The sequence below is a fragment of the Afipia sp. MLSD5-FHT05B12 genome (assembly GCF_058793355.1).
In genome coordinates, this window is sequence record NZ_JBXAFS010000007.1 from 56,164 (window position 1) to 67,756 (window position 11,593).

At 61.2% G+C, this 11,593-nt stretch carries 9 protein-coding genes; 3 read left to right on the plus strand and 6 right to left on the minus strand.

Translation table 11 applies throughout. The annotated features are described in order from the left end of the window. Positions 1 to 125: 125 nt before the first annotated feature. The 6 genes from AC1Q6J_RS11710 to AC1Q6J_RS11735 form a co-directional block, all read right to left on the minus strand. Complete coding sequence (locus AC1Q6J_RS11710; protein WP_492279495.1) at positions 126 to 1,355, minus strand: ABC transporter substrate-binding protein; 1,230 nt, start codon at positions 1,353 to 1,355, stop codon at positions 126 to 128. 220 nt (positions 1,356 to 1,575) lie between these two features. After that, positions 1,576 to 2,592 (minus strand): branched-chain amino acid ABC transporter permease, encoded by a 1,017-nt coding sequence (locus tag AC1Q6J_RS11715; RefSeq protein ID WP_492279496.1) that lies wholly within the window; start codon positions 2,590 to 2,592, stop codon positions 1,576 to 1,578. Positions 2,593 to 2,594: 2 nt separating this feature from the next. Further along, positions 2,595 to 3,473 carry a branched-chain amino acid ABC transporter permease gene (locus tag AC1Q6J_RS11720; protein WP_492279497.1) on the minus strand — a complete coding sequence of 293 codons (879 nt, stop codon included), beginning with the start codon at positions 3,471 to 3,473 and terminating at the stop codon, positions 2,595 to 2,597. 10 nt (positions 3,474 to 3,483) lie between these two features. Then, positions 3,484 to 4,197, minus strand: coding sequence for an ABC transporter ATP-binding protein (locus AC1Q6J_RS11725; RefSeq protein WP_492279498.1), 714 nt, complete (start codon positions 4,195 to 4,197; stop codon positions 3,484 to 3,486). Further along, positions 4,194 to 4,991, minus strand: coding sequence for an ABC transporter ATP-binding protein (locus tag AC1Q6J_RS11730; protein ID WP_492279499.1), 798 nt, complete (start codon positions 4,989 to 4,991; stop codon positions 4,194 to 4,196). Before AC1Q6J_RS11730 ends, AC1Q6J_RS11725 begins: the two co-directional genes overlap by 4 nt. Before the next feature lie 308 nt (positions 4,992 to 5,299). Continuing rightward, positions 5,300 to 6,181, minus strand: a complete 882-nt coding sequence (locus AC1Q6J_RS11735; protein ID WP_492279500.1) for an IclR family transcriptional regulator — start codon at positions 6,179 to 6,181, stop codon at positions 5,300 to 5,302. A gap of 127 nt (positions 6,182 to 6,308) precedes the next feature. Between AC1Q6J_RS11735 and AC1Q6J_RS11740 the strand changes: the two genes are divergently transcribed. The 3 genes from AC1Q6J_RS11740 to AC1Q6J_RS11750 all read left to right on the plus strand — a co-directional run bounded on the left by AC1Q6J_RS11740 (position 6,309) and on the right by AC1Q6J_RS11750 (position 11,441). Beyond that, complete coding sequence (locus AC1Q6J_RS11740; protein WP_492279501.1) at positions 6,309 to 8,399, plus strand: 3-hydroxyacyl-CoA dehydrogenase NAD-binding domain-containing protein; 2,091 nt, start codon at positions 6,309 to 6,311, stop codon at positions 8,397 to 8,399. A gap of 178 nt (positions 8,400 to 8,577) precedes the next feature. Beyond that, positions 8,578 to 10,260, plus strand: coding sequence for a dicarboxylate--CoA ligase PimA (gene pimA, locus AC1Q6J_RS11745; protein WP_492279502.1), 1,683 nt, complete (start codon positions 8,578 to 8,580; stop codon positions 10,258 to 10,260). Next, on the plus strand, positions 10,257 to 11,441 hold the full coding sequence (locus AC1Q6J_RS11750; protein WP_492279503.1) for an acetyl-CoA C-acyltransferase: 1,185 nt from the start codon (positions 10,257 to 10,259) through the stop codon (positions 11,439 to 11,441). The genes pimA and AC1Q6J_RS11750 overlap by 4 nt, the downstream gene beginning before the upstream one ends. The last annotated feature ends 152 nt before the right edge of the window (positions 11,442 to 11,593 follow it).

Genomic DNA, 11,593 nt, shown 5'->3' on the forward strand with positions numbered 1-11,593 from the left:
ATTCTGAGCTCTTTGCGGCTCGACGATATTCAATACCCTTTGCAGGCCGCGTTCAACGAAAAGCCCTCCGCGACGGGGTCGCGGAGGGCTTGTTTTTGCGGCAGCCTGTTTCGCAGCGCGAAAGATTAACTTCCGCCCATTCCACCGCTGATGATCGGGCCGATCAGTTCATACTTCTCGCCCTTGAACTGAATGATCTGCAACTGGTCGATCGGATAGAAGTCGGTCGCGCTGGTGTTGATCTTCACGCCGGGCAGCAAGGTGTCAGGGGTAAAGTCCTTCAGGCTCGCGGCCTGCTTCATGATGTTCTCGCGGGTCAGGTTCTCGCCTGCCTGCTTCAGAACCTGAACCAGCGTCTGCGCCTGACCATAACCGTAGACGACGGAACCGTCGGTCTTGTTCATGTCCGGGGCATACTTGGCTAGGAAGGCGTAGAATTTCTTCATGCCTTCATCGTTGTCCCACTGCGGATCCGCGCCGTCCTTGGCGTAGGCCGCCGAGAGGATGCCTTGCGCATTCTCGAAGCCTGCCGGCTTGAGCACGCTGCCGACCGAGGCGCCGACGTTGCTCTGAATGTACGTCGGCTTCCATTGGAGTTCTGCGACCTTCTTGATGGCCTGGGCGGCGAACTTCGGTGTGGTGAAGCTGACGAAGACGTCGGCGCCGGTCGCCTTCAGCTTGATGATGTGGGAGTCGATGGTCGGCTCGGACACTTCGTAGCTGTCTTCGGCGACGATCTGCGACGCCCTGGCGCCGAGGCCGTCCTTCAGGCCCTTCAGCATGTCCTTACCGAAGTCGTCGTTCTGGTAAAGGATCGCGATCTTGGCATCCGGTTTGGCCGCGAGCAGATGCTTGGCGTACACGCGGCTTTCGCTCTGGTAAGCGGGCTGCCAGCCCATGGTCCAGGGGAATTCTTTCGGCTCGCCGAACTTGGTGGCGCCGGTCGCTACGAATAGCTGTGGCACCTTCTTCGCGTTCAGATACTTCTGGATCGCGGAATTCGACGGCGTGCCGAGCGGTCCGAATACGAGCAGGACTTCGTCACTCTCCACCAGCTTGCGTGCCTGTTCGACGGCCTTGGGCGGGGAATAGCCGTCGTCATAGGTGATGAAGGTGATCTTGCGGCCGTTGATGCCGCCCTGATCGTTGATCATCTTGAAGTAGGCTTCTTCCATCTTCCCGATGACGCCGTAGGCGGACGCGGGACCGCTGTAGGGCATGATATTGCCGATCTTGATTTCAGCGTCGGTCGCGCCGGTATCGTATTTTTTTTGCGCGAGCGCGTGGCCGCTCGTCATCGCGAGCGCGGCGATGGCCGACACCGCTGCTACGTTGAGCTTGAGTTTGGATAGCATTGTAGTCCTCTCCCTGAGATGCGGTATTCCGCCTGGCGGAAATCGGCTCCAGAAAGAGATCATGCCCTGAGGGCTAAAATGAGGGGTCTGATTCAGCTGAGCTGAATCAGACCCCTGTCACCTGGTCCGGAAACCGATTTTCCGGAAACACCATGCGCAAACAATCAGATGCCGACAAGCCTGATTTGATGTCAGGCAATCAGACTTACGGCTTCCCCCTTCAGGGTTTGCTCTTTTTGCGGAATAAGGCTTCGATCATAAAGGCAACCTGCCGGGCGCCGTGCGGCAACAGGAAGATGACGGCGAACAGGAAGACACCGAACACCGCGCCGGACAGCCCCTTGGAGATGTGTTCCGCGACGTTGGGCACGAACACGATGAAGGCCGAACCGACCAGCGATCCCGGTAACCAGCCGACGCCACCGACCACCATGCCGACGAAGATTGCGATCGCCAACTGGATGGTGAAGCTGTCCGGAGCCACGAACTGCACCACGATGGCGCCGAGCGCTCCGGCAATGCCGGTGAAGGCGGCCGAGACGCCGAATGCCAGCGTTTTGTACAGCGGCAGGTCGACGCCCATTGCCGAGGCGGCAATCGGATTATCGCGGATTGCCATCAGCGCGCGTCCGGACCGGCTTCGCAGCAGATTGACGGCCAGGACGTAGATCACCCCTGAGACGAACAGCGTAAAGTAGTACAGCCACATGTCCTGCGACATCTTCAGGCCGAACGGTGCGTCCGGCTTGGTGATGACCAGACCCTGCACGCCGCCGGTCCAGTGTTCGAACAGGTTCAGTTTGAGAATCTGCGGCATCGCGACCGCCAGTGCGAAGGTCGCGAGCGCGAGGTACACGCCCGAAAGCCGCAGTGCCGGAAAGCCGAACAGGAAGCCGAAGATGAAGCAGATGATGCCCGCGGCGGGAATCGTCAGTGCGTAGTTGACGCCGAGATGTTCCATCAGAATGCCGGCGGTATAGGCGCCGACCGCGTAGAAGGCGCTTTGACCGAGCGAGAACTGTCCGCTGCCGCCGGTCAACAGATTGAGGGCCAGGATGGCGATGGCGTAAATCAGCACCATCGTCATCTGGAAGATGATGAAGTTCTTCACGAACAGCGGCGTGACGACCAGCAGCGCAAACACGACAAGCGTCGTGCCGAGGCCGACCGTCATCGTTTTCTTCGGTTCGGCATCGACCGCCGCAGGTGTGGAAATGGAGTCCTGAACTGTGCTCATGATTAAACTCGCTGTACGATGGCGCGGCCGAACAGACCGGACGGTTTGATGACAAGCACGACGATGATCAGTGCCAGCGCGATCGGAAGTTTAAGTTCGTTGCCGACACCGGGAATGTAGGTGCCGACCAGATTCTCGAAGACGCCGACCAGGAAGCCGCCGACCACGGCGCCGAGCGGGCTGGTAAGGCCGCCGAGTACCGCCGCCGCGAAGCCGTACAGCAGGATGCCGCCCATCATGTTGGGCTCGAGGAACACCACTGGCGCGATCAGGAGACCGGCGATGGCGCCAATGGCGCTGGCCATACCCCAGCCGAGCGCGATCATCCAGCTCGTGTTGATGCCGACAAGACGTGCCGATTCAGGCAGCGACGCCGCTGCCCGCATCGCCAGACCCACCCGTGTGAAGCGGAAGAAGATGTAGAGCAGCAGAAGCAAGACCAGCGTAACACCGATCATACCGGCCTGGTGGGTCGAGATCAGCTGGCTGCCCAGGAAGCCGGACGAGCCGAACGGCGAGGGGAACTGCTTGATCGTGAAGTCCCAGGTCAGCCCTGCGACGCTGTTGAGGATTGCGAACAGCGCGATGAAGCCGGCGACATGCACCAGAACAGGCGCATTGGTCAGCGGCTTGAACAGCGCACGTTCGATGACGATGCCGCCGATGAACGAAATCACCAGCGTCATCAGGAAGGCCGGCCAGAACGACAGGCCCCACTGCATCAATTGCCAGGCGATGAAGGTCGAGAACATCGCCATTTCGCCTTGGGCGAAGTTCAGATGGTCGATGGCCTGATAGATCATGACCACGGCCAGCGCCATGCAGGCGTAGATCGCGCCTGTGGCAATGCCAGCCAGGACTTGGTTGGTAAACAGTTCCATGGCTGCGTCCTCAGTATCCGAGATAGGATTTGCGGATGTCTTCGTTGTTCGCGATTTCCTTCGCGCTTCCCGACATCACGATGCGTCCGGTTTCGATCACATAGGCCTGTTCCGCCAGTTCAAGCGCGAGCTGGGCGTTCTGTTCGACCACCAGGATGGTCACCTTGTGCTCGCGGTTGATCCGGCCAAGGATACCGAACAGGTCGCGGACGACCAGCGGCGCCAGACCGAACGAGGGTTCGTCGAGCAGCATTAGCCGGGGACGCAGCATCAGCGCGCGGGCGACCGCGAGCATCTGCTGTTCGCCGCCCGACAGCGTTCCCGCCTGCTGGGTGTGACGCTGCTTGAGCACGGGGAAGAATCCGTACATCTGCTCGATGTCGTTCTCGATCTCCTTCTTGCCGCTGCGCGAGATGGCACCGAGCTGAAGGTTTTCTTCGACCGTCATGTTGGTGAAGGTGCCGCGGCCTTGCGGCACGTGGGCGATGCCGAGCCGTACCACGTTCTCGGTGGACACACCGGCGAGCGACTTGCCGTCGAACTCGATGTTGCCGGTAGAGCGGATCATGTTGCAGATCGCCCGCAGTGTCGTGGTCTTGCCGGCGCCGTTGGCGCCGAGCAGGGTGGTGACGCTGCCCTCGTTGAGGGAGAATTCCAGTCCGTGCAGTGCCTGCACCTGGCCGTAATAGGCGCGCAGGTCCCTGATCGTCAGCATCGTGCTCATTGGTCCTTGCTCCCCAGATAGGCCTTGATGACGTCGGGGTCGGACTGCACCTGAGACGGGGTGCCTTCAGCGAGCTTCTTGCCGAAATTCAGTGCGACGACGTGATCGGCGATCTTCATCACCAATCCCATGTGATGTTCGACGAGCAGAACCGTGATGTTGCGCTGGTCGCGGATGCGGCAGATCAGGTCGCCGAGGACGTAGACTTCCTCGTGATTGAGGCCGCCTGCGGGCTCGTCGAGCAGCAGGATCTTCGGCTCGGCGGCGAGCGCACGGCCAAGCTCGACCCGCTTCTGCGTGCCGAACGGAAGACCCGAGACTTCGCGGTCGGCGACATCATGCAGGTCGAGATAATCGAGGATTTCATGGACCCTCGCGTTGAGCTTGCGCTCCTGCTCGCGGACCCATGGCAGCTTGATCGCGTCGCTGACGAAATCGCTCTTGGTACGGCAGTGTCCGCCGATGCGGATATTGTCGCGCACCGTCAGGCGCGGGAACAGCGCGACGTTCTGGAATGTGCGCCCGATGCCGACCTCGGCGATCTTCTGCGGCTGATGAACCAGAATGCTCTGGCCCTCCATCAGAATCTCGCCCGTACTCGGCTGGTAAAGCCTGCTGAGACAGTTGAAGAGCGTCGTCTTGCCGGCGCCGTTCGGACCGATCAGGCCCAGAATCTGGCCCTTTTTCATGTCGAACGAAACGCCATTCAACGCGATGATGCCGCCGAACACGACAGAGACGTCGCGAACCGCGAGCAAGGGAGCATGCCCCTGCGCAACCTGTGCCTGCATCATGTGTTGATGTCCACGCGAGGCTGGGATGTTCCCGCCTGCATGTAACCGCAACGCGCGCGGCTATCCGATCCCCTCAATACGTGCAACTTTTCCTCCTGGCGGTTTCATTTTTCTTGATGTCGGCAGTTTCTTTGTTTTGCGATCCGCGCGCAACGCCACGGGCGGGCGCGCTCTCGAGTTTTCCTTTAGCACTGTCGCCGGACAGAATCCAACAAAGTTCTTTTTTCGAACTTGACTGAATTCCAGTTCCGGAGCTGAAAAGGTGTCCCTATGCCGGGTTGTCTGGCATGCCACCGCCACGGCGGCGACTAGCGGATCCCCTCAGCGATGCGCGTGACTTTTCCCCCTGTTGTTTTGGCTTTTTTGATGCTGGTATTTTCTTTGTTTTGTGGAGCGCGTCCGACGCTGCCGGTCATCGCGATCTCGATATTTCTTACCATCGCGACGAGGCGAGGGCCAATATCGTTCTTTAATAGAACTTCACTGAACTTGAAGGCGGGTGCGCCGCAGTTGAAGGCATAAGGGCCGGTTCCATCATTCAGCTTCAGGGCAACACCGACCGCGTGGATGTCGCTGTGCCATTCTCCGGCGGACATGGCGAAGCCGTGCTTGGCGACACATTCGCCGGCGCGCTCGATGCCGTCGCGGACCTTGGGCCAGTTGGCGCCGGTATGCTCCTTGATCTCGCGCAACAGGTTGGCGCGCTCATCTTCCGGCAGCGCCCACAGATAGGCACGGCCCATGGCTGTCGTCGCGATCGGAACCTTGGAGCCGACATCGAGCAGTACGCCGACAGTCAATTCGCTGCGGCTCTGTCCGAAGTAGATCATGCTGAGACGGTCGCGCGCACCGATGGCGACGGCACCTCCGGTCTCGCGCATTAGCTGATCGCGATACGGATCGGACACATGACGGACGCCCATGTTGGCGAGCGCGGAATATCCGAGTGCCATTGCGGCAGGCGCAAGCTGGTATTTCTCGAAGCGTGGAACCGGTGTCAGATAACCAAGCTTTGTCAGCGTGTAGGTCAGCCGCGAAATCGTCGGTTTCGGCAAATTCGTGCGCGCCGCGATTTCCTGATTACCCAGAAGACCATCGCTGGGACGGAATGCGCGCAACACATCGAGCCCTCGCGACAGCGCGATAACAAAACTGCGATCCGTCGCAGATTTCTTTGGCGGGCGTTTCATTCGTCAAACCGCATATGTGGTCTTCGTTGACAAAGGACGTGCTTCAAAATATCCCTCCGTGTCAAGATGTGGAATTTAATTCCGCACTGCGAAATAGTCAAAAAACAAGCGCTGCAAGGAGAGTTGTGTGAGCGAAGTGGTCAAGGTTGAACGTCGCGACGCGGTTGCAATTGTCACTGTTAACAGCCCTCCCGTGAATGCGCTCAGCGCCGCTGTGCGTAAGGGCATTGCCGAGGGCGTGAAGAGCGCCGAGGCCGATGCGTCGGTCAAGGCGATTGTCATTGCATGCGCTGGCCGGACATTTATCGCAGGTGCCGACATCACCGAATTCGGCAAGCCGCCACAGTCGCCCAGCCTTCATGAAGTGATCGAGGTCATTGAGAATTCCTCTAAGCCGGTGGTTGCCGCGATTCACGGCACCGCGCTGGGCGGCGGTCTTGAACTCGCGCTCGGTGCGCATTTCCGCGTCGCCACCAAGGACGCAAAACTCGGCCTTCCCGAAGTGAAGCTCGGCCTGTTGCCGGGCGCCGGCGGCACCCAACGTCTGCCGCGCGCGGTCGGTCCTGAGCTCGCCGTGAAGATGATTGTCGGCGGTGATCCGATCGGTGCTGCCGATGCGCTCAAGAACGGATTGATCGACGAGGTTGTCGATGGTGAGCCCGCCGTTGGCGGCGAAGCCTTCGCGCGCAAGGTGCTTGCCGAGAAGCGACCGCTGCGCAAGCTGCGTGACGACGATTCCAAGCTCGCTGCGGCAAAGGCGGACAAGTCGATTTTCACCAGCGCCGCTGCTGCGGCAAATAAGCGCAACCGCGGTCTGGAGGCGCCGCTCGCCGCCGCCGAAGCTGTGAGCCACTCGCTCGACCAGCCTTTCGACCAGGCGCTCAAGTCCGAACGCGAACTGTTCATGAAGCTGATGACCGGCGAGCAGTCGAAGGCGCAGCGCTATGCATTCTTCTCGGAGCGCGAAGCCGCCAAGGTATCTGGCGTGCCAGATGGCACCAAGGCGCGTGACGTGAAGCAGGTTGCGATCATCGGCGCCGGCACCATGGGCGGCGGCATCGCGATGTCGTTCGCCAATGCCGGCATACCGGTCACTCTGATCGAGACCGGCGACGAGCAGCTCAAGCGCGGCCTCGGCGTCATGCAGAAGAACTACGAAGCCACCGCTGCGCGCGGCGGTATCCCTGCCGACGCGCCGGCCAAGCGCATGGGCCTGATCAAGGGTGTCGTCGGCATCGAAAACGTCAAGGATGCTGACCTCATCATCGAGGCCGTTTTCGAGACCATGGCGATCAAGAAGGAAGTGTTCGGCAAGCTCGACCAGTTCGCCAAGCCGGGCGCTGTTCTCGCCACCAACACCTCGTACCTCGACATCAATGCCATCGCCGCCATGACCAAGCGTCCGCAGGACGTGCTGGGCATGCACTTCTTCTCGCCCGCCAACGTCATGAAGCTGTGCGAAATCGTGCGCGGCGAAAAGACCGCGCCGGACGCGCTGACGACCGCGGTCGCTGTCGCCAAGCGCATCGCCAAGGTGCCGGTGGTGGTCGGCGTGTGCGACGGCTTCGTCGGTAACCGCATGCTCGCCGCTCGCGGCAAGCAGGCCGAGAAGTTCCTGTTCGAAGGCGCGCTGCCGCAGCAGGTCGACGCGGTACTCACCAAGTTCGGCATGCCGATGGGCCCGTTCGCGATGGGCGATCTCGCCGGTCTCGATATCGGCTGGCGTTCGCGTCAGGACCGCGGCATCAAGTCGGAAATCGCCGACGCGATCTGCGAGGCCGGGCGCTTCGGCCAGAAGACCGGCAAGGGCTATTACAAGTACGAAGCCGGTTCGCGCTCGCCGCTGCCGGATCCGGAAATCGAGAAGCTGATCGAGGAAACCACCGCGAAGCTCGGCCTTAAGCGCCGGCAGATCGACGATCAGGAAATCCTCGAACGTTTGATGTATCCGATGATCAACGAGGGCGCGCGCATCCTTGAAGAGAAGATCGCGGCCCGCCCGAGCGATATCGATGTGGTCTGGCTGTACGGCTACGGCTGGCCGATCTACCGCGGCGGCCCGATGTTCTATGCCGACAGCGTCGGTTTGAAGAAAATCGCGGAGCGTCTGTCGTTCTACGCCAAGCAGACCAACGATCCGTCGCTCGAACCGACCCCGTTGCTCAAGCGTCTGGCAGACGAAGGCAAGACATTCGCGTCCCTCGCCAAGGGCGCGTGATGTCGTCGCGTAACGCGTTGCAATCTGCCTCTGCTCCCCTCCCCCTTGCGGGGAGGGGGTGGGGGTGGGGGTATCGCGGGCTCGGTGCTTGCGGCTCACCCCCCTCCCTGACCCTCCCCCGCAAGGGGGGAGGGAACAGAGACGCTGCGCATCGCTCGCTATCCAAGGCGTGCCAATCATGACTCATCCCGGCGAACAATTTTATCCGGAGGGTGTGCGCTGGGATTCACCGATCCCGCGCGGCACTCTTCCGGATTTATTGTCGAAGGCGGCCGCGGACTTCGGATCGCGCATCGCGATCGAGTTCCGCGACCGGCCCATTTCCTTCGATGCGTTGCAAGGGAGGGTGGATGTTGCCGCGTCGGCGTTTCTTCGCGCCGGCTATGGCAAGGGATCGTCGATTGCGCTGTTTCTGGGAAATTCGCCGGATCATCCGGTGAATTTCTTCGGCGCGCTCAAGGCGGGCGCGCGCGTGGTGCATCTCAGCCCGCTCGACGGCGAGATCGCGCTCACCCACAAGCTGAAAGACTCCGGCGCGCGCATTCTGGTCACCAGCAGTCTCGCGACTTTGCTGCCGACGGCGCTGAAATTCCTGGAGAAGGGCCTGCTCGACAAGCTGATCGTCTGCGAGGACCAGACCTGGGGCGATGTCGGCAATCCGCAGTCCGCGATCCCGTCCAGTCCGGCGATCGTGACTTTCAAGGATTTCGTCAAGGAGGCGCAGCGGCCCGCAAAGTGGCCCGACGTCAGTGCCGACGACATCGCGCTGCTGCAATATACCGGTGGCACCACCGGATTGCCGAAGGGCGCAATGCTCACCCACGGCAATCTAACCTCGGCGGTCTCGATCTATGATGTGTGGGGCGCGAAGCAGAAGGCCGAGCGTAACACCACCGAGCGCGTCATTCTCGTTTTGCCGCTGTTTCATATCTATGCGCTCACCGTCGTTCTGCTGCGCACATTGAAGAACGGCGACCTGATCTCGCTGCATCAGCGGTTCGATCTCGATGCCGTGATGCGCGACATCGAAGTGAAGCGCGCCACCGCGTTCCCCGGCGTGCCGACCATGTGGATCGCCATCGCCAGCCTGCCCGATCTCGACAAGCGCGACCTGTCATCGCTGGCTTTCGCAGGTTCCGGCGGCGCGCCGCTGCCGGTTGAAGTCGCCAAGGTGTTCGAGCGCAAGACCAAGCTCGCCTTGAAAAGCGGGTGGGGCATGACCGAGACCTGTTCGCCCGGTACCGGCCATCCGCCGGAAGGCCCGGAGAAGCCGGGATCGATCGGACTGATGCTACCCGGTATCGAGATGGATGTGGTCTCGCTGGACGATCCGAAGAAGGTGATGCCGGTCGGTGAAACGGGCGAAATCCGCATCAGCGGTCCGAACGTCACCAAAGGATACTGGAATCGCGAGATGGAGACCGCCGAGGCCTTCGTCGGCGATCGTTTCCTGACCGGCGACATTGGTTATATGGATAGTGACGGATATTTCTATCTGGTGGACCGCAAGAAGGACATGATCATCTCCGGCGGTTTCAACGTCTATCCGCAGATGATCGAGCAGGCTATCTACACCCACCCGTCGGTTCAGGAAGTCATTGTGATAGGCATTCCCGACGATTATCGCGGCGAAGCGTCCAAGGCGTTCGTGACGCTGCGCGCGGGCGCAGAGCCGTTCACCATCGAGGAATTGCGCGCGTTCCTCACCGGAAAGCTTGGCAAGCACGAATTGCCGGTCGCTGTCGAATTCATGAAGGAACTGCCGCGCACCAGCGTCGGAAAACTCTCTCGTCACGAACTACGCAATCAGCAACGTCATCAAACGCAACAACCCAAACTTGCAACAGGAGGTCGCTCATGACCGAAGCCGTTATCGTTTCCACCGCCCGTACCCCGATCGGCAAGGCCTATCGCGGCGCTTTCAACAACACCGAAGGCGCGACGCTGCTCGGCCATGCGATCGAGCACGCCGTGAAGCGCGCCGGCATCGACGGCGCCGAGATCGAGGACGTGGTGATGGGCGCCGCCATGCAGCAGGGCACCACCGGCGGCAACATCGCGCGCAAGGCCGCGCTGCGTGCGGGTTTGCCAGTGTCGGTCGCCGGCACCACCATCGACCGCCAGTGTTCCTCGGGTCTGCAGGCCATTGCGCTCGCAGCGCGATCGATCATGTATGACGGCGTCGAAGTGGCCGTCGCGGGCGGCGGTGAATCGATCAGCCTCGTGCAGAACGATCATATCAACAAGTTCCATGCGGTCGATCCCGAACTGGTCGCGATCAAGGGCGATGTCTACATGTCGATGCTCAACACCGCTGAAGTGGTGGCGAAGCGCTATGGCATCTCGCGCGAGAAGCAGGACGAGTTCGGCCTGGAAAGCCAGCGCCGCACCGCGTCGGCCATGCAGGGCGGACGCTTCAAGGAAGAAATCGCGCCGATGACCACCAAGATGGCGGTGGTCGACAAGAACACCAAGGAAGTGTCCTACAAGGATATCACGATCTCTCAGGACGAGGGTCCGCGCCCCGAGACTACCGCGGAGGGTCTTGCGAGCCTGAAGCCGGTGATCGAGGGCGGTTGCGTTACTGCCGGTAACGCCAGCCAGTTGTCGGACGGCGCGAGTGCGCAGGTCGTCATGAGCGACAAGCTCGCGGCGAAGAAGGGCCTCAAGCCGCTCGGCATCTTCCGCGGCTTCGTTGCCGCGGGCTGCGAGCCGGACGAAATGGGCATCGGTCCCGTTTTCGCGATTCCGCGGCTGCTCAAGCGTCACGGCCTCAAGATCGAGGACATCGGCATTTGGGAGTTGAACGAAGCCTTCGCGGTGCAGGCACTCTATTGCCGCGACAAGCTCGGCATCGACCCGGAAAAGCTCAACGTCAACGGTGGCGCGATTTCGGTCGGTCATCCCTACGGCATGACCGGTTCGCGCCTCGCGGGCCACGTTCTTGTCGAAGGCCGCCGCCGCAAGGCGAAGTACGGCGTGGTGACGATGTGCGTCGGCGGCGGCATGGGTGCTGCCGGTCTGTTCGAGATCCTGCAGTAAGAACGTCGCCGCAAACACAATGCACTCCCTCTCCCGGTGGGGAGAGGGTTGGGGTGAGGGTGCTATCGATGGATCGGCCCCCCTCACCGATGCACTTCGTGCATCGGCCTCTCCCCACGGGGAGGTGAAGAGACGATCGATTGTCCGGACTA

Excerpts from the sequence above, each read along its gene's own strand:
- AC1Q6J_RS11710 (WP_492279495.1), bottom strand. The coding sequence starts at position 1,355 with ATGCTATCCAAACTCAAGCTCAACGTAGCAGCGGTGTCGGCCATCGCC.
- AC1Q6J_RS11715 (WP_492279496.1), bottom strand. The coding sequence starts at position 2,592 with ATGAGCACAGTTCAGGACTCCATTTCCACACCTGCGGCGGTCGATGCC.
- AC1Q6J_RS11720 (WP_492279497.1), bottom strand. The coding sequence starts at position 3,473 with ATGGAACTGTTTACCAACCAAGTCCTGGCTGGCATTGCCACAGGCGCG.
- AC1Q6J_RS11725 (WP_492279498.1), bottom strand. The coding sequence starts at position 4,197 with ATGAGCACGATGCTGACGATCAGGGACCTGCGCGCCTATTACGGCCAG.
- AC1Q6J_RS11730 (WP_492279499.1), bottom strand. The coding sequence starts at position 4,991 with ATGATGCAGGCACAGGTTGCGCAGGGGCATGCTCCCTTGCTCGCGGTT.
- AC1Q6J_RS11735 (WP_492279500.1), bottom strand. The coding sequence starts at position 6,181 with ATGAAACGCCCGCCAAAGAAATCTGCGACGGATCGCAGTTTTGTTATC.
- pimA (WP_492279502.1), top strand. The coding sequence starts at position 8,578 with ATGACTCATCCCGGCGAACAATTTTATCCGGAGGGTGTGCGCTGGGAT.
- AC1Q6J_RS11750 (WP_492279503.1), top strand. The coding sequence starts at position 10,257 with ATGACCGAAGCCGTTATCGTTTCCACCGCCCGTACCCCGATCGGCAAG.